At 72.5% G+C, this 17,597-nt stretch carries 15 protein-coding genes and 5 tRNA genes; 13 read left to right on the top strand and 7 right to left on the bottom strand.

Annotation, left to right across the window (positions count from 1 at the left end; genetic code table 11):
• Positions 1–19 precede the first annotated feature (19 nt).
• On the top strand, positions 20–3,310 hold the full coding sequence (locus O7616_RS13350) for a BTAD domain-containing putative transcriptional regulator (protein ID WP_282307071.1): 3,291 nt from the start codon (positions 20–22) through the stop codon (positions 3,308–3,310).
• Here O7616_RS13350 and O7616_RS13345 read toward each other — a convergent pair.
• Entirely contained in the window at positions 3,307–4,200 is an 894-nt protein-coding gene (locus tag O7616_RS13345) for an NlpC/P60 family protein (RefSeq protein WP_282307070.1), read from the bottom strand. The genes O7616_RS13350 and O7616_RS13345 overlap by 4 nt on opposite strands.
• A 237-nt stretch (positions 4,201–4,437) precedes the next feature.
• Between O7616_RS13345 and O7616_RS13340 the strand changes: the two genes are divergently transcribed.
• Entirely contained in the window at positions 4,438–4,593 is a 156-nt protein-coding gene (locus O7616_RS13340) for a hypothetical protein (protein ID WP_282307069.1), read from the top strand.
• Positions 4,594–4,625: 32 nt separating this feature from the next.
• Here the strand turns inward: O7616_RS13340 and O7616_RS13335 are convergent.
• Both O7616_RS13335 and O7616_RS13330 read right to left on the bottom strand, forming a co-directional pair.
• Positions 4,626–4,700: transfer RNA gene (locus tag O7616_RS13335), tRNA-Val, on the bottom strand.
• Positions 4,701–4,748: 48 nt separating this feature from the next.
• Positions 4,749–4,821 (bottom strand) — tRNA-Gly (locus tag O7616_RS13330).
• A gap of 148 nt (positions 4,822–4,969) precedes the next feature.
• On the opposite strand from O7616_RS13330, the gene O7616_RS13325 reads away from it, so the two are divergent.
• The 3 genes from O7616_RS13325 (at position 4,970) to O7616_RS13315 (ending at position 6,847) form a co-directional block, all read left to right on the top strand.
• Positions 4,970–5,212, top strand: coding sequence for a DUF6458 family protein (locus O7616_RS13325; RefSeq protein WP_282307068.1), 243 nt, complete (start codon positions 4,970–4,972; stop codon positions 5,210–5,212).
• 219 nt (positions 5,213–5,431) lie between these two features.
• Positions 5,432–6,166 carry a GNAT family N-acetyltransferase gene (locus O7616_RS13320; protein WP_282307067.1) on the top strand — a complete coding sequence of 245 codons (735 nt, stop codon included), beginning with the start codon at positions 5,432–5,434 and terminating at the stop codon, positions 6,164–6,166.
• A 177-nt stretch (positions 6,167–6,343) separates the two neighbouring features.
• Positions 6,344–6,847, top strand: a complete 504-nt coding sequence (locus tag O7616_RS13315) for a winged helix-turn-helix domain-containing protein (protein WP_282307621.1) — start codon at positions 6,344–6,346, stop codon at positions 6,845–6,847.
• Positions 6,848–6,911: 64 nt separating this feature from the next.
• Here O7616_RS13315 and O7616_RS13310 read toward each other — a convergent pair.
• The 3 genes from O7616_RS13310 to O7616_RS13300 all read right to left on the bottom strand — a co-directional run bounded on the left by O7616_RS13310 (position 6,912) and on the right by O7616_RS13300 (position 7,177).
• Positions 6,912–6,986: transfer RNA gene (locus O7616_RS13310), tRNA-Val, on the bottom strand.
• 13 nt (positions 6,987–6,999) lie between these two features.
• Positions 7,000–7,070 (bottom strand) — tRNA-Cys (locus O7616_RS13305).
• A 34-nt stretch (positions 7,071–7,104) separates the two neighbouring features.
• Positions 7,105–7,177, bottom strand: a tRNA-Gly gene (locus O7616_RS13300).
• 387 nt (positions 7,178–7,564) lie between these two features.
• On the opposite strand from O7616_RS13300, the gene O7616_RS13295 reads away from it, so the two are divergent.
• From O7616_RS13295 to O7616_RS13285, 3 genes are all read left to right on the top strand, one after another.
• Complete coding sequence (locus O7616_RS13295; protein WP_282261571.1) at positions 7,565–8,167, top strand: TetR/AcrR family transcriptional regulator; 603 nt, start codon at positions 7,565–7,567, stop codon at positions 8,165–8,167.
• A gap of 78 nt (positions 8,168–8,245) precedes the next feature.
• Complete coding sequence (locus tag O7616_RS13290; protein ID WP_282307066.1) at positions 8,246–8,827, top strand: TIGR03086 family metal-binding protein; 582 nt, start codon at positions 8,246–8,248, stop codon at positions 8,825–8,827.
• Between the two features lie 229 nt (positions 8,828–9,056).
• Positions 9,057–11,987, top strand: coding sequence for a M36 family metallopeptidase (locus tag O7616_RS13285; RefSeq protein WP_282307065.1), 2,931 nt, complete (start codon positions 9,057–9,059; stop codon positions 11,985–11,987).
• A gap of 41 nt (positions 11,988–12,028) precedes the next feature.
• Here O7616_RS13285 and O7616_RS13280 read toward each other — a convergent pair whose 3' ends face one another.
• Positions 12,029–12,922, bottom strand: a complete 894-nt coding sequence (locus tag O7616_RS13280; protein ID WP_282307064.1) for a hypothetical protein — start codon at positions 12,920–12,922, stop codon at positions 12,029–12,031.
• Positions 12,923–13,073: 151 nt separating this feature from the next.
• Here O7616_RS13280 and O7616_RS13275 point away from each other — a divergent pair, with 151 nt between their 5' ends.
• The 5 genes from O7616_RS13275 to O7616_RS13255 all read left to right on the top strand — a co-directional run bounded on the left by O7616_RS13275 (position 13,074) and on the right by O7616_RS13255 (position 17,594).
• A complete protein-coding gene (locus O7616_RS13275; RefSeq protein WP_282307063.1) occupies positions 13,074–13,742 on the top strand; it encodes a 50S ribosomal protein L11 methyltransferase in 669 nt (222 codons plus the stop codon).
• 9 nt (positions 13,743–13,751) lie between these two features.
• Positions 13,752–14,930, top strand: a complete 1,179-nt coding sequence (locus O7616_RS13270) for a cytochrome P450 (RefSeq protein WP_282307062.1) — start codon at positions 13,752–13,754, stop codon at positions 14,928–14,930.
• Positions 14,931–14,954: 24 nt separating this feature from the next.
• Complete coding sequence (locus tag O7616_RS13265) at positions 14,955–15,809, top strand: polysaccharide deacetylase family protein (RefSeq protein ID WP_282307061.1); 855 nt, start codon at positions 14,955–14,957, stop codon at positions 15,807–15,809.
• Positions 15,810–15,894: 85 nt separating this feature from the next.
• Entirely contained in the window at positions 15,895–16,827 is a 933-nt protein-coding gene (locus tag O7616_RS13260; protein WP_282307060.1) for an ATP-binding cassette domain-containing protein, read from the top strand.
• Positions 16,824–17,594, top strand: coding sequence for an ABC transporter permease subunit (locus O7616_RS13255; RefSeq protein ID WP_282307059.1), 771 nt, complete (start codon positions 16,824–16,826; stop codon positions 17,592–17,594). Before O7616_RS13260 ends, O7616_RS13255 begins: the two co-directional genes overlap by 4 nt.
• Positions 17,595–17,597: the final 3 nt, after the last annotated feature.

Below are 17,597 nucleotides of genomic sequence, written 5' to 3'. Positions count from 1 at the left end.
AATGTCCTACCATCGCCGCATGGGCAACGGCACGGCCTCGGCGGATGCCCCGAAACCGCCGTCCGGCCGACCCACGGTGGGCCGGCTGCTCCGGACGTACCGCCTGCACAGCGGGCTGACCCAGCGCGAGCTGGCGGTCCGCGCCGGCCTCAGCATCGCCGCGCTCCGGGACCTGGAACAGGGCCGGAGCACCAGGCCGAGACACGCCTCGGTGGTGGCTATCGCGGCAGCGCTCGGCCTCGACGACCGGGCCAGGGAAGCCCTGCACACCTCGGCCGCCGCAGCGACGCGGGCGTACGATCCGCGCCCGGTGGTCGACCCCGGTGCGCCGGTACAGATCCGGGTGCTGGGGCCGCTCGAACTCCGACGCGGGAACGAAACCGTCGCCGTCAGCTCGGCCACCCAACGGGTCCTGCTCGCGAAGCTCGCCCTCGGCGCCCCGGAACCGGTCCCGCGGGACTCCCTCCGCGAACTGCTGCGGGGCCGTTACTCGTTGGACGACGCGACGAAGCTACTGCGTACGCACCTCACCCGACTACGCCGGCTGGTCGAGCCCTCGGGCCAGCGCCTCATCGTCCCGACCCCGTCGGGATACCGCCTCGTCGCCACCGCCGAACAGCTCGACCTGGCCCAACTCCGGCAGTTGGCGGCGCAGGCGCGCGACGCGTCGCCCGAGTACGCGCTCACGCTCCTCGCCAGGGCGGCGGAGCTGTGGCGGGGCGGGTGCGACCTGGACGAGCTGGCCGGCGACCCGCTGCTCACCTCGGTCACCGAGGAGTACGCCACCCTGCTGCGGCGCTTCGCCGAGGTCGCCCGGGACGTCAGCGAGCCGGAGCGGCCGCTGCCGCGCCTGCGTGAGCTGGCCGATCGGCTGGAGTTCCACGAGCCGCTGCACACCGCACTGATCGTCACCCTGGCGGCCAGCGGACGGCAGGCGGAGGCACTGGCGGCCTACCAGCGCGTTCGGGCCAACCTGCGCGAACAGCTCGGGCTCGATCCCGGGGAGCTGCTACGGGACGCCCACGTAGGTGTGCTCCGGCAGCGCGGGCGGGTACCCGGGAGGGCGACCCGCAACGTGGTCCAGCAGCTGCCGGCCGCCCCGGCCGGATTCGTCGGCCGGGAGCCGGAACTCGCCCGCATCGTCGCCGCCGTCGCGCGTACGGGGCACGAGCTGCGGCACGCGTCGTCGCGGGTCGTCCTCGTACACGGTGCGGCCGGATCGGGGAAGACGGCCCTGGCGCACACCGCCGGGCACCGGCTGCGCCTGCGGTATCCCGGCGGCCAGCTCTATGCCGATCTGGGTGGCGCCTCAGCCGAGCCCGCTTCCCCGACGGCGGTCCTCGGCCGGTTCCTGCGGGCGCTCGGCGTGCCCGTCGACCGCATCGGTGGCGACCTCGTCGAGGACTCGGCCCTGTTGCGTACCGAGTTGGCCGGGCGCCGGATGCTCGTCGTGCTCGACAACGCGAGCGACGCGGCGCAGGTGCTGCCGCTGCTGCCGGGTACCGGCCGAAGTGACGTCCTGGTCACGAGCCGGTGGCTGCTGCGCGGGCTGGAGGTCGCGGCCTCGGTGCCGCTCGGCACCCTGACGGCGGCCGAGTCGCTCGAGATGATCGCGGCCGCGGCCGGCGGCGAGCGGGTCGCAGCCGACGCCCGGTCCGCGCGGGAGCTGACGGGCGTCTGCGGTCACCTGCCGCTCGCGTTGCGGATCGCGGGGGCGCGGCTGGCGAGCCGTCCGTCGTGGGCGATCGGCGACCTGGTGCAGCGGCTGCGTGACGAGAGTGGCCGCCTCGCCCAGCTCGACGACGGGTCGACGAGCGTATTGGCCAGCTTCCAGCTCAGCTACGACAGTCTCAGCGAGCCGGCCCGGCGGGCGTTCCGGCTCTGCGCGCTGCACCCCGCGCAGGACTTCGGAGTGACCGCCACCGGCGCCCTGCTCGACACGGACGACGCCACGGCGGAGCGGATCCTGGACGAACTGCTCGACGCCAACATGCTGCTGCAGTACTCGGCGCACCGGTTCCGGTTCCACGACCTACTCCGGCTCTACGCGGGCAAGCTGGTCGAGGCGGAGATCAGCCGGTCCCGGCACGACGCCTTCGCACGGTTGCTGGCCTCGTACGCCGAACGGGTGACCGCCGCGATGGACTGGGTGCTGCCCCAGATGGTCCGGCTCAGCGGCCATTCCCGGCCGGAGGGCCAGTTCCCGGACGAGAAGGGGGCGGCGGCCTGGCTCGCCGCCGAGACGACTGCGCTGGTGCTGCTGGCCGAGCAGGCGGCCCGGGACGACGGGCTCGCCGACTTCGCCTGGCGGATCGCCGACCAGCTGCGCGGCTACTTCCTGGTCAACCCGCACGTCGACGGCTGGACCCGGATCGTCGGGGCCGGCTGGTCGGCGGCGGAGCGTTCGGCCGACCGCCGGGCGCGTGCGGCGATGCTGATGTCCAGGGGGCAGGTCCGGAGCATGGTCGGTCGCGACCTCGAAGGTCTCGAGGACGCGCTCACCGCCCTGCGGCTGGCGCAGGAGTGCGGCTGGGACGCGGCGGCGGCCTACCTCTCCCACAACATCGGCTGGCAGTACTACGAGTTCGGCCGGCTGGCCGACGCCGAGACGTGGTTCGGCCGAGCCCTCGACCTGACCGCGTCCGAGCCCCTGGGGCACATCCGCGCGACGGTCCTGAACGGCATCGGCATGATCATGCTCGACCGTGGTCGCTGCGAGGACGCCGCGACGAGCCTCACCGCCGCGCTGGAGATCAACAAGGCGACGGGGCGCGCACGTTCCGCGCTTGTCAACCGGGGAAACCTGGCGAGCGTACTCCGGCAGCGTGGTGAACTCGTCGACGCGGCCGAGCAGCTCGACACCGTCCTGCGCGGCTACCGGCGGCGCGGCGACCTGCGCGGCGAGCTTTCCACCCTGGACGAGATGAGTCGGCTGGAGATCGACCGGCGGAACCTCGCCATCGGGTTGAGCCTGGCCCGGCAGGCACACGATCTCGCGGTCAAGACGTACGACCGGCGAGCCCAGACGATGACCGCCGGCACGCTCGGAAACGCGCTCCGGGAGAACGGCGAGATCGCACAGGCGCTCGACGTACTCCGGGACGGGGTGGCGATGGCGAGGCGGCACTCGTACCGCTATCTGGAGACCAGGGCACGGGTGGGCCTTGCCGGTGCCCTGGCGCTGGCCGGTGAGCCGGATGCGGCGCGGCACGAGGCCGGCCGGGCCGAGCGGGTCGCCCACGACCTGGGGTTCGGGACCCTCGCGACCGAGGCGAGGGCGATCGGGGCGGACCCGCCGGCTCCCGACTAACCGGTGACGCCGACCAGCCGGTAGTAGCCCAGCGGGGACTTGTAGTCGACGCTCATGTAGCCGATCCCCGACGCCGGGGACATGGCCGAGTACAACTGCCCGCCGCCCGCGTACTGGCCGACGTGGCCGTCGTAGAAGACCAGGTCCCCGACCTTGAGCCGACTACGGTTGACCCGGATGGCGTCGCGGCTCTTCAGGTTGGTGAGGTCGGCATTGTTGTTGTCGGCCTCCGAACGCGCCCAGTCGTACTGTGCCGCGGATGTCCTGACGCCGCCCCAGCCGGGGAAGTTGACCACCCTTTCGTACGCGAACTTCACCAGGCCCGAGCAGTCGAACGCGTCCGGACCCTCCTCGCCCAGGACGTAGGGCTTGCCGTCCTGGTTGAGGGCGTACTGGTAGGCGAGCCGGGTGTAGTTGTAGGTCTTCTTCGTCACCGAGCACTCGGTGCCCTGCTCGGTCGTACCGTTGCTGACCTTCACCTCCAGGTGGTTGAACTGGGCGATCCCGGCCGGGTCCCAGGAGATGCCGCCGCCGCTGGCGGAGGCGCCGTAGCCGCCGTCGACGCCGAACACCACCTCGTCGTTCCGGAACACCCAGCTCCGGCCGTCGCCGGAGTCGTCCCGGGCGGCGATCTTGATCAATGGCGACTTGCCGTCCGAGCTGGTGTCGGTCAGTTCCCAGTGCACCTTGGCGGTGCGGGTACCCTCCCACTCGACCTGGATGACCGCACGGGCGCCCGGGCAGCCGACCGGGATCTCCAGGCTCGGGTTGTCGATCGGCGCGGCCGAGGCCGGCGTGGCCATGGCGACGCTGGTGGCCAGGAACACCGGTACGGCAAGCAGCAGCGCGGGAAGTGACCGGCGTCGACGGCCGGGCGTCTTCGTGAGCATTCGACTCTCTCCCTCGGTTCGTCCGTCCTTTGATCGGACATCCGGGAGACTAGGAATCCGGCTGGCGCCGCCGATTCCCGTACCTCACCCGTACCGGGACGCCGCCGACGCGCGAGGGCACGACGGCGTCACCGCATACCGGTACGTACGCCGACCAGTACCGGCCCAAAGGAGCACGACGAGAACGGCTCGCTACCGATCCTCGGTAACGAGCCGCATGACCTGTCCATACAGCTGGTGGAACTCGTGGAGGCCCTTGCCGGAGAGGCGTTGCCTACCGGTCGGGTGGTGATGAACCAGATCGTGCTACCGGTCGACGTGATCGACGATGCCCATCCGGATCGAGAGATGACGGGATCGCTCGAATCTCGAACACACCAGACCGGACGGTGATCTCGTCCGATCCGGTGTGCATCAGCAATACCTGGTGGGCGATACTGGGTTTGAACCAGTGACCTCTTCCGTGTCAAGGAAGCGCGCTCCCACTGCGCCAATCGCCCGTGGCGACCGCCGAACCCGGCAGTCAGGCCCCGATGGGGCAGATCGCGAGCGGACGACGGGATTCGAACCCGCGACCCTCACCTTGGCAAGGTGATGCGCTACCAGCTGCGCTACGTCCGCACGCCCCCGACTCGCGTCGGCGACAGGTGAACTCTACCCGATGCCAAGATCCGCTGGCGCGGCACCCTGGGCGGTCGGCGATTGCGCTGGTCGCCACCGGGGTACTGAAGGGCTCGACAGCGCACCACACCCCCTTAAGGAGGCTGTCGTGGGTATCGGCACCAGCATCTTCCTGATCGCGCTCGGCGCGATCCTCACCTTCGCCCTGGACGCGAGCGTCGGCGGCATCAACCTCGACGTGGTCGGCTGGATCCTGATGGGAGCCGGCGTGCTCGGACTGATCATGACCACGCTGGTCTGGGGTCGCCGTCGCCAGGTGGTCACCACCACCGAGCAGCCGGTGGAGTACCGCCACGTCGAGGAGCGGCGGGACATCGCCCCGCCGATGTGACCCGACCCCTCCTCGTCACCGGCGCAGCCGCCAGGTCAGGCGTTCACGGACCGGCCACCTCGACGAGGGAGGCCGGTCCGTCGCGTTCCGGCTGAGGGCTCATACGCTGCTCGGCGCCCGCACCGACCTCGCCGAGGCACTGCTCTCCGCGACCGGGTGACCGTCACGCGCCGTTTCGGCTGTTCGAGGGGTTCCCGGCACCGCGTTACGATCCAGCTCATGGAGTCCCTGGACACGGTGCTGGCCGCGCACCGGGCGTACCTGCTCGGTTGGAACATCGGCGCGGTCGGGGGTCCGGACCTGGTCACCTACCGCAGCGACGTGCCGCACCCGACCCTCAACGGCGTGCTGCGGGTGGCCGGTCGGCCACCACAGGACGCGCTCCGGAAGGCCCGGCAGCGCCTGCACGGCGTACCCCGGGTGTGGTGGGTCGGTCCGGACAGTGACCCCGGCACCGCCGACAGCCTGGTCTCCCTCGGGGCCGTCGAGTTCGCCCGCCTGCCGATCATGACCGCGACGATCGACGAGACAGCGGACGGTCCGGGCCCAGCCGGCCTGCACATCGCCGAGACCACCGACCTGGCCGCGTTCGTCCCCGCCTACGCCCGGGTGTCCGGGATCCCCGCGGACGGGGTGGCGGCCACGGTCGAGCGGGAGAAGGCGTTCTCCGGTGACGGCACGGTGATCAGACTGGCCGGCCGGCTGGACGACGGCCGGGTCGTCGGAACCGCCGTCGCCTGGCTCAGCCACGGCCTGGTCACGCTCTACTTCGTGGGTACGCAGCCCGAACAGCGTCGCAGCGGCATCGGCACGGCGATGACCAGGGCAGCGCTCCGCCTGGCCGCCGAGCGGGGCGTCCGCACCGCCGCCCTCACCTCGTCGCCGATCGGCGAGTCGGTCTACCGCCGCCTCGGTTTCCGGCCGGTGGGCGAGTTCCGCGTGTTGACGTTCTGAGTCCCGCGCGCCGACCGGCCCGGGCGGGCGCGTCTTCGGCGAACCCGAGTGGATCACGAGGGCTACCTGCCGGAAACCATTGACTATGCGGTTCAGACAGCGTTGTCTTTCACTGGCACCTGGGGAGGTACAACAGTGATCGATGGCGTGTCCCTCGTGTTCTGCGTGACCGCCGACGTGTCGGTGCGCGAGCGGATGGTGCGGCGGCTGGACGGGCTCGGCACTCTGGTGATCTGCACCGATCTCGCCGAGTTGCAGGCGATGATCGGCCCGCCCCGGATCGGCGGACCGACCCCGCTCGTCAACCCCGCCGCCGGATCCGCCGCCGCCCCCGCTCCGGCCGTGGCCCCCGCTCCCCCCGCGGTCCCGGACCCCGCCTCGGGCCGGATCACCCTCGGAGACCTGGAGATCGACGCCCTGGACCACCTGGTGACGTGGCGCGGGCAGCCGCTGGCCCTGACCCGCCTCGAACACCGCCTGCTCACCCATCTCGCCACCGCGCCGGTCGGGGTCTGGACGTACGAGAGGCTCTTCGAATCGGTCTGGGGCGGCGCCTACCTCGGCGACAGCTCGGTCCTGCACTCGGCCGTCAAGCGGTTGCGGCGCAAACTGCGCACCGCCGACGCCACCCTGGGCATCCAGACCGTACGCGGCATCGGCTACCGGCTCAGCGTGACCTGAGGTCCGGCGGTGACATGCGAAACGGCCCGCCACCGGATGTTCCGGTGACGGGCCGTCCTCCCTGTGGTGGGCGATACTGGGTTTGAACCAGTGACCTCTTCCGTGTCAAGGAAGCGCGCTCCCACTGCGCCAATCGCCCGTGCTTGTTGCCGAGGTGGGGACGGGATTTGAACCCGCGTACACGGCTTTGCAGGCCGTTGCCTCGCCTCTCGGCCACCCCACCGAGGTTGCCCCCGTCATGCGTGGCGGCAGCTCCGAGCGGACGACGGGATTCGAACCCGCGACCCTCACCTTGGCAAGGTGATGCGCTACCAGCTGCGCTACGTCCGCACGCCCCCGGACGTTCCCGGGTGACGGATGAGAACTTTAGCCGAGCCGGTGAGCGCATGCCAACTCGGGGTCGCCCCGGCGCGTCCCGCTCGTGGCGGACGAGGTCACCACCCCACCCCGTGGGCTTCCTAGGAGGATGGTCTGGCGTCTCGGCCTGCCGGTGACGGTCACCCTCCGACACCAGCGGGCAACGATCGTCATCACCGCGTCGCAGGCCGACCGGTGACCGCGTCCGCACGCCGGCTTCAGCGGCAGACCTGGATGAATGCTTCCTTACCGAACGACCGACGGCACCTCGGGGAAGTGTCCGGCTTCCGACTGACACAGCGTGGCTCAGCACGCGGCGGTAACTGTTCGTGTTCACTCTGATGGGCTACGGTAACGGTCGTGACGAGACGTGCGGCCGAGATCCGCCTGGATGCCCTGCTGCGCACCGCCTGCGACGTGATCGTGGAGCGCGGTCTGGCCAACACCCGAACGGCGGATGTGGCGAACGCAGCCGGCGTGAGCCAGGCACTGGTCTTCTACCACTTCGCCACCAAGGAACGGTTGCTCGCGCAGGCCTTCGCGTACGCGGTCGAGCAGGATCTGGCCCGACTGGACGCGGTGACCCGCTCCTCGGCCCCGCCACTGACCAAGCTCCGCAGGATCCTCAAGCTCTACACCCCGGCCGGTCGGGCGACCTCCTGGTCCATGTGGATCGACGGATGGTCCGAGTCGCTGCGTACCCCGGAACTGGAGAAGGTCTCCCGCCGACTCGACCTGCGCTGGCGTCAGGACCTGGCCGCGGTGATCTCCACCGGGGTCGCCGACGGCACCTTCCAGTGCGCCGACCCGGACGGGGCCGCCTGGCGGATCAGCGCGGTCATGGACGGCCTCGCGGTCCAACTCGCCGTGCACGACCGGGTGATCTCCCGCCGGCAGTTCGGCGAATGGGTCCGACTGGTCACCGCCCGGGAACTCGGCCTGGACCCCGCCGACCTGGACTGAGCGGGGCAGTCGGTCTCAGCCCCCACCAGACCGGGCAAAACGGCTCGGCCCGCCCCGCCGACCGGAACAATCGGCAGCATGGATCTGCTGGAGGCGTACCGCCGGAGCCTGGCCGAATTCGTCGACCGGGTGGACCAGGTCGAGCCCGGCCAGTGGTCCGACCCGACACCCTGCTCGGACTGGGACGTCCGCACCGTGGTCAACCACGTGGTCGGCGAGGCCCGGTGGAGCGTCCCGCTGCTCGCCGGCCGCACCCTCGAGGAGGTCGGCGACCGATTCGACGGCGACGTGCTGGGCGACGACCCGATCTCCACGGCGCGCGAGGCAGCCGCCCAGGCGGAGATCGCCGCCACCCACCCCGGCACGATCGACCGCACCGTGCACCTGTCCAGTGGTGAGACCCCGGCCGCGGAATACCTCCGGCAACTCCTCGCCGAGCACCTGATCCACGGCTGGGACGTGGCAGTGGCGATCGGCGCGCAACCCCGACTGGACCCGGACGCGGTGCACGTGGCCGCCCGGTGGTTCGCCGGGCAGATCGACGACTACCGGCGCAACAACCTGGTCCGGACCGGGGTGCGGGTGCCCGACGACGCCGACGCGCAGGACCACCTCCTGGCCGCCTTCGGCCGCGACCCCGACTGGGCGCCGACCGAATGACCACGCCGCACCCGTAGCCGGCCGACCACCGGCCTCACCTCCCCACACCGATCGTCACGACCGCCCCGGGACACCCCGAGGGCGGCTTCGTCTTTCCTCGATCCCGCGACGTGTCGACATTCCCGGACCTTGCCGCCACCACGATCGACTGATATCCACGAATGCACATGCGTCACCACGCATCGACGGTCGGCGACCGCCGGCCATCCCGCTCCCACGAGGAGGTCCCGTGCCACAACCGGAGTGGTCACCCCCGATGAGCCGGCGTCGACGCCGGCTCATCGCCGTCCTGGCGACGACGGCGACGGTCGCCGCGCTGCTCCCCACCGGCGTGAGCACCGCGGCACCCACCGGCAACACGGCGTCCGCCGAGCGCAGTTCCGGACCGTTCGCCGAGGGCCACGAGCCCGCCGACGCCGACAACCGCACCGGTACGGCCGCACCCGACGCCCGCCAGCGCGGGTTGGCCCGCGCCGCCGACCCCGACGTCCGGTGGAACCGGCTCGGCACCCCGCAGGCGCTCGGGCCCGGCCGCACCCCTCTCGCCACCGGGCTGCCCACCGACCCGGAGGCCGCTGCCCGCGCCTACCTGACCGCCAACCGCGACCTGTTCGGGCTGGACGCCACCTCGGTGGCCGCCATGGAACGGGTGCTGGTCCGGCCGATCGGCAGCGGCGCCGTGGTCACCCTCCGGCAACGCTTCGGCGACCTGCCCGCCGGACCGGACGGTCTCGTCACCGTCGCGGTCGCCAAGGGCGCGGTGCTCTCGGTCAGCTCGTCGCTGGCCCGCGACAACGGGACCCCCGCACCGGCCACCCGCACCCCCGAGCAGGCGTACGCGGCGGCGCTCGCCGACGCCGAGCTGACCGCCGACGAGGTGGCCGGCCACACCATCCGGGCGGTGGCCGTGCCCACCCCGCTGGACGGGCCCCGGGCCGCGTACGAGGTCACCATGATCGGCAGGGACACCGAGCACCCCGCCGCGTTCACCAGCTACGTGGACGGCAACACCGGCACGGTGCTGGTCCGCGAGGACCTGGTCGACTACGACTCCGACAACCCCAGCTGGGCGGTCTTCCCGGCCACCCCGCCCCGCGACCTCGGCCCGGGGCAGGACCCCCGGGTGCGGTGGTGCGCCGACCCGGTGCCCGGCTGCGTGGCCGCCTGGCGCGACCCGGCCACCGGCCAGCCGTGGGACGTCGACGCGGCCACCGGCACGCCGACCTTCACCTCGCGCGGCAACTCGGCCAACACGGTGCTGTCCTGGGGTGCGGGCACCCCGGTCGTCCCGGCCCCCACCAGCCCGGAGCGCCGCTACGAGTACCCGTTCACCGACCAGTGGCACCAGGCGAAGTGCAACCCGGAGGTGTTCACCTCCGCCCAGCGCAACGACGCGGACGCCTCGATCGCCAACCTGTTCGCCATGCACAACCGGATGCACGACTGGTCGTACCGGTTGGGCTTCACCGAGTCGGCGTGGAACCTCCAGGCGGTCAACCTCACCCCGGACGGGCTGGGCGGGGACGCCGAGCAGGGCCGCGCCCAGCAGGGCGCGTTGACCGGCAACCGCAACAACGCCAACCAGGGCACCCCGCGCGACGGGCTGCCGCCGACCACCAACATGTACCTGTGGCAGCCGCAGGCGGGCGGGCCGTACCCGCCGTGCGTGGACGGCGACTACGACATGACGGTGATCGGCCACGAGTACACCCACGCGATCACCAACCGGATGATCGCCGGCCCGGACAGCGGCATCAGCGGTCACCAGGGCGGGGCGATGGGCGAGTCGTGGGGCGACCTGCTCGCCGCCGAGTACCTCTTCCAGCACGGGCTGCGCGCGCCCGGCGAGACGCCCTTCATCACCGGCGGCTACGTCACCGGCAACCTGGTCAGCGGCATCCGCAACCACGACCCCAGCCGCAGCCCGCTGAACTACTCCGACATCGGCTACAACACCGGCGGCCCGGCCGTGCATGCCGACGGGGAGATCTGGGGCGCCACCAACCTCCGGGTCCGCTCCGCGCTGGTGAAGCGGTACGGCCTCGGCACCCCGCAGCGGCAGCTCGACTGCGCACAGGGGAAGGTCGCCGCCGACCAGTGCCCGGGCAACCGGCGCTGGTCGCAGCTGGTCTTCGACTCGTTCCTGCTCCAGGCCGCCAGCCAGGTCAGCATGCTCGACATGCGGGACAACATGCTCACCGCCGACCTGCTCCGCTTCGGCGGCGCCAACCAGGATCTGATCTGGGCCGAGTTCGCCCGCTCCGGAATGGGCCGGGACGCCGCCACCAACGGCGCCGCCGACACCGACCCGACGCCGAGCTTCGCCTCACCGCGCGGCGGCAACGCGACGCTCACCCTGCGCCCGCGCGGGGACAGCGCCGACGCGCCGATCCGGGTGTACGTCGGGGCGTACGAGGCCCGGGCCACGCCGATCGCGGACACCGACCCGGCCACACCGATCCCGGACACCGTGGAGTTGGTGGCCGGCACGTACGACCTGCTGGCCGTGGCTCCCGGCTTCGGGCACCAGCGGCTCGGCACGACGGTCAAGGCAGGTCAGAACGGATACCTGGACCTGCGGATGAGCCGCAATCTGGCGTCCACCGCGTCCGGGGCGACGGTCACCGGCGACGGGGTGAACCTGGACCGGGTCGCCGACGACACCGAGGCGACGAACTGGGCCTCGCTGGACGGGGTGGCCGGCCGGCAGCTCACCGTGGCGTTGCCGGGCGACGGCCCGCAGACGGTCAAGCGGGTGAACGTCAGCGCGATGCTGCGCCCGGCGATCACCGGTGACGCCGACACCGGCAGCCAGAACGCGCTCAGCGCGCTGCGCTCGTTCGCGGTGTCCGCCTGCGACGCGACGACGACCGACTGCGCGGACCCGACGCGGTGGAAGCGCATCTACACCAGCGCCGGCGACGCGTTCCCCGGCGGGGCGTACCGGGCGTACGTCCGGGACATCAACCTGCGGACGTTCGCGGTGCCCACCACCCTCGCCACCCACCTGCGGCTGGAGGTGCTGGCCAGCCAGTGCACCGGCGGTCCGCAGTACGCGGGCGAGCAGGACGACGACCCGGCCACGACGACGGACTGCGCGACCGCCAGCCCGGCCCGGGCCCAGGTCCGGATCGCCGAGTTCCAGGCGTTCTCGAAGTGACACGGTGGGGGCCGGCTGCCGCCGGCCCCCACCGCCCTCGATCAGCGGCGGGCCGGCCGCCACCGGTCGACCGCGGGGCGTTCCCAGCGCCGGTCCACCGGCGGGTCGTCGGCCCCGTCGGCACCGTCGGCCCCGTCACCGGGAGCCCGGGTCAGGTGCCGCAGCCGCAGCAGCAACCCCATGCCGAGGAAGAGCAGCAGCGCACCGAGCAGGAAGGCGGCCTGCACCGCGCCGAACCCGCCGGACTGCGACACCGGGCGTCCGGCCGGCGGTGCGGCGTCGACCGGGTAGTCGGCGACCGGTTCCTCCCCGGCCGTGCTCTCCTCCTCGGCCGGCTCGCTCGGCGGATCGGTGGGCTCCGGCGGCGTGGCGCTCGGCTTCGGCTTGCTGGTCGGGGTGCCACCCGCGCCCACCACCGAACGGGTGGCGGTCTGCCGGGCCAGCAGACGCGAGTCGGCGTCGTACGCCTCGGCGGCGAGGGTGACCCGCCCCTGGGTGACGTCCTCGGCGAAGGCCACCCGGTAGCGGGCGGTGACGGTGCGGCCCGGGCAGAGGGTGCCCGGGTCGAGCTGCCGGTCGGTCAGCCGGGCCACGTCGCCCTCGGTCCGGATGTCCAGGGGGAAGTCCCCGGCCTCCTCCACCCGGTCCATCTTGACCTGGTCGAGTCGGAGGCCCTGCACGCTCAACACCATCGACCAGCGCACCTTCACACAGCCTCCGCGCCGGTCGGTGCGGGAGACGACCGCGGACACCGTCCGCACCTGCTCGCCGGCGGTGAACCGGGCCGGCAACCCACTCAGCTCGGTGGTGAACGCCGCCTGCGCCGGGGCGGCCGATGCCAGCCCCACCCCGCTCAGACAGGCCAGCACCACCCCGACCCGCACCGCGTACCGCCACACCGTCACCACCGCCGCCCTCCGTTCGGTCGCCTCCACTGGGCAACGCTAGGAGCACCGCCTGGGCCCGACCAGACGGGTGTGTTCGCACCGGGCGGTAAGGACGGGAGGGCTTTTCACCGACCGTGGTGAACCGGTCACCACTCCCCCACGACACGCCCGGAGTCGGGCCGCTGGGACAATCGGCGACGTGTCCGAGCTCTCCAGCACGTTCGTCCGGCTGCATGCCCGGCTCGCCCCGGTGGCGTTCGTCCCCGAGGTGCGGCTGCACCAGGCCGACGAGCCGATCGGGCTGTGGGAGCTGACCGAGGGCCAGTTCTCCACCGACCGGCCGCCACCGTTCTGGGCGTTCGCTTGGGCCGGTGGGCAGGCACTCGCCCGCTACGTGACCGACCACCCGGAGCTGGTCACCGGCCGTCGGGTGCTCGACCTGGCCTCCGGCTCCGGCCTGGTGGCCATCGCCGCCGCCCGTGCCGGCGCGGCGTCCGTGCGGGCCGTCGAGGTGGACGAGCTGGCGGTCGCGGCCGTCGCCCTCAACGCCGAGGCCAACGGGGTACGCGTCGACGCCGAGCTGGGCGACATCCTCGACGGCGACGCCGGGGACGCCGAGGTGGTGCTCGCCGGTGACGTCTTCTACAGCGACGCGATGGCTCGCCGGTTCCTGCGGTTCCTCCTCCGGGCCACCCGGGCCGGCGCGCCGGTGCTGGTCGGTGACCCCGGTCGGGCGTTCCTGCCCCGGGACCGCTTCGAGGAGTTGGCCGCGTACGACGTGCCGGTGCCGGAGGCGCTGGAGAGCGTCCGGGTGAAGCGCACCACCGTCTGGCGACTGCGGGCCGGGCTTCCGGGGGCCTCCGGCTAGCGTGTCCGGGTGCTGTTCCGCAGCTGGGCGCAGGTGACCGACCCCGCATGGCCGGACGTGGCCCGGGTGTCGGACCACGTCGGCGGCACCCACCTGGTCGTCACCCGGCACGCGTTGGTCCGTCAGGTCCTCACCGACCCGGTCACCTACCGGCCGGACAACGCGCTGGACGCGGTGACACCGATGCCGGTGACCGCGCTGCGGGTGCTCGCCGGGCACCGGTTCCGGCTACCGCCGACCCTGGCGAACAACTCCGGCGTCAGCCATCCGCAGATCCGGGCGATCGTCGCGGACGCGTTGCACCCCGCCCGGGTGGCCGCGCAACGGCAGTGGCTCACCGCGCTGGTCCGGGAGCGGGTCGACGGACTCACCGCCGCGCTCGACGCCGACGAGTCGGTCGACCTGTACGCGGACCTCGCCGCCGACCTTCCGCTGCTGGTGCTGGCCCGGCTGGTGGAGTTGCCGGACGCCCCGGTCGGCGCGGTCAAGGAGTTCGCCCGTGCCGCGCTGGAGTTGTTCTGGGCACCGCTGGACGCCGACCGGCAGGCGGCGCTCGCCGCCGAGGTGGGCCGTTTCCACCGCGTACTGCGGGACTTCGCGGCCACCGGCGGCGGCCTGGCGGCCGAGTTGCGCGCGGCCGGGCACCCGCCGGACGTGGTGGTCGGCGCGCTCTTCTTCCTGCTGGTCGCCGGGCAGGAGACCACCTCTCAGTTCCTCACCCTGCTGCTGCACCGGCTGGCCGGCGAGCCGGCGGTACGGGCCGGTCTGCGCACCGGCGAGGTCGCCGTCGCCGACGTGGTCGAGGAGGGGCTGCGGCTGGAACCGCCGATCGTCACCTGGCGGCGGGTGGCGGCGACGGACAGCACGCTGGGCGGGACGGTGGTGCCGGCGGGCAGCAGCCTGGTGCTGTGGTTGGGGCGCGCCGGTCGGGACCCGGCGGTCGTGGAGTCGCCCGACGAGTTCCGCCCGGGTCAGCGCGGGTCCCGTCGGCACCTGGCGTTCGGGGCGGGCGCGCACCGCTGCGTCGGTGACGTGCTGGCCCGCATGGAGGCGGCCGTGGTGGTGGCCGAGGCCGCGCCGCTGTTGGACGGGGTGCGGGTGGTCCGTCCGCCCTGGTGCCCGGACAACCTCACCTTCCGGATGCCCGACGCCTTCGTCGTCCGGCGCTCGCCGGTCGCACCGGTCTGACGTCGCTTCGGTAGGTTTCCGGGCGTGTCAGCGACCCCTGCTCGCCGGATCCTCGCCGCCGTAACGCTTCTGGCCCTGCTGGTGCTGAGTGGCTGCACAGTCGGCCCGGCCCTGCACGTCCGACGGATCGTCGCGCACCAGCCGACCCCGTCCGCTTCGCCGTTCGCGCCGTCGGCCTCGCCGTCCACCTCGCCGTCCACGACGGTGAAGCCCGCACCCGGGAGCCTGGACTGGTACCTGGCTCAGGTGCCGACCTTCCCCGAGGCGCCACCGCCGCAACCGGTACCGCTGCCGACGACCGGCGCGGCCCCGTTCTGGCATCGCCTGCCGACCGACCAGAAGGTCGCCTTCATCACCATCGACGACGGCGGCCTGGCCCGCCCGAGTGACGTGGCCGACTTCGTCTGGCGGGCGCGCATCCCGGTCACCCTGTTCCTGAACTCACCGGCGGCCGAGGAGCACCCCGAGTACTTCCGGCAGATCCAGGTCGCGGGCGGGGTCGTCGAGAACCACACGATCAACCACAACTCGCTGGCCGGTCGGTCGTACGACTACCAGAAGCGGGAGATCTGCGGGGCCGCCGACAAACTGGAGGCGCTGTTCGGCAAGCGGGCGACCCTGTTCCGCCCACCGTTCGGCGAACACGACAGCACCACGTTGAGGGCCGCCCACGACTGCGGCGCGAAGGCGGTCTTCCACTGGACCGAGACCGTCCACGAGGGGAAGGTGCGCTACCAGACCCCGGAGAAGATGGTCCAACCCGGCGACGTGCTGCTCATGCACTTCCGGCCGGCGCTGATGGACGACCTCCTCGCGGCGTTGAAGGCGATCCACCGTGCCGGACTCACCCCGGCGCTGCTGGAGGACTACGTGCTCTGACGCCGCCGGGGTATGACGAAGGTCAGGGTCGGGAGGTGCCGTTCGGGCGCGGTGCGCGGACCGCCTGCTCGCCTAGCGTCAACGCATGATCACATTACGTGGGTTGACGAAACGCTTCGGCGCGACAGTCGCTGTCGACGCGTTGACAGTCGACATCGCGCCCGGCCGGGTCACCGGGTTCCTCGGCCCCAACGGCGCGGGCAAGTCCACCACCATGCGGATGGTCCTCGGGCTGGACCGGCCCACCGCCGGGCAGGCCCTGGTCGGCGGGCGCGCGTACCGGGAGTTGCGCCGACCGCTGCACGAGGTGGGGGCACTGCTCGACGCCCGGGCCATCCACCCGACCCGGTCCGGCCGGGCGCACCTGCTGAGCATGGCCCGCAGCAACGGCATCCCCGGCAAACGCGTGGACGAGGTGCTGGACACCGTCGGCCTGGACGCGCGGGCCGCCCGCAAGCCCGGGCGAACCCTCTCCCTCGGCATGGGCCAGCGGCTCGGCATCGCCGGTGCGCTGCTCGGCGACCCGCCGGTGCTGATGTTCGACGAGCCGGTGAACGGCCTCGACCCGGACGGGGTGCGCTGGGTACGTCACCTGATGCGCTCACTGGCGGACGAAGGGCGGACGGTCTTCGTCTCCAGCCACCTGATGAGCGAGATGCAGCTCACCGCCGACCAGCTCGTGGTGATCGGTCGGGGACGGCTGCTCGCCGACGCGCCCACCGACGAGGTGATCGCCGGCAGCCCGGTCGCGGTCCGGGTGCGCAGCCCGCACCCGGACGGCCTGGCCGCCCTCGCCGCGCGCCTGACCGCCGCCGGGGCGACGGTCACGGCCGCCGACCGGAACGAGCTGACCGTCACCGGCGTCACCGTGGACCGGGTCGGGGACCTGGCCCACGAACTCGGGGTACGACTGCACGAGCTGACCCCGCACGGCGCGTCACTGGAAGAGGCGTTCATGGAACTCACCGCCGACAGCGTCGAGTACGCGGGCGGACCGACCGGAGGTGGCGCGCGATGAGCACCAGTACCCGTGGTGGCATCCTGGCCGCCGAGTGGACCAAGCTCTCCTCGGTGCGGAGTACCTGGTGGACGGCGCTGGCCGGGCTGCTGGTGACGGCAGCGGGCGCCGGCCAACTGGCCATCTACGTCGCCAACGGCAACACCAACGACGATCCGGCTGACGACGCCGGCGTCGTCACCGTCGGCAGTGTGCTGATCGACTCGGTCGAGCTGACCCAGTACGTGGTGTTGGCGCTCGGCCTGCTGGCGATCACCTCCGAGTTCACCAGCGGCACCATCCGGACCACGTTGCAGTGCACTCCGTCGCGTGGTCGCGTACTCCTGGGCAAGGCCGTGGTCGCCGGAGCCGTCACGTTCGCCCTCGGTCTGCTGCTCGGCGGCGTCGGCGCCCTGGTCGCAGGGCCGGTGCTCGGCGAGTGGGGCAGCGCCCCGGCCGCCGAGACGATCGGCGACATCGTGGCGGTGGCGGTCTACCTGGCGCTGGTCGGCGTGCTCGCGCTCGGCCTCGGCGCCGCGCTGCGCAGCGCGGTCCTGACGCTCACCGTGCTGCTGGCCACCCTGATGATCGTGCCGCTGTCCCTCCAGGAACCCGACATCGACGTGCTGACCCGCATCGCCGACGTGTTCCCCGGCGTGGCCGGCAATCACTTCCTGGCCGGGGACACCGAGCCGTACCCCAGCCTGGTCGGGTTGCTCCTGCTCGCCGGATGGGCCGGCGCCGCGCTCCTGCTGGGCCGGGCCGCCCTGCGCCGCCGCGACGCGTGACGA

The organism is Micromonospora sp. WMMD964, assembly GCF_029581455.1.
In the GTDB taxonomy this organism is placed as follows: domain Bacteria; phylum Actinomycetota; class Actinomycetes; order Mycobacteriales; family Micromonosporaceae; genus Micromonospora.
This window is presented reverse-complemented; position numbering and strand designations above follow the sequence as displayed.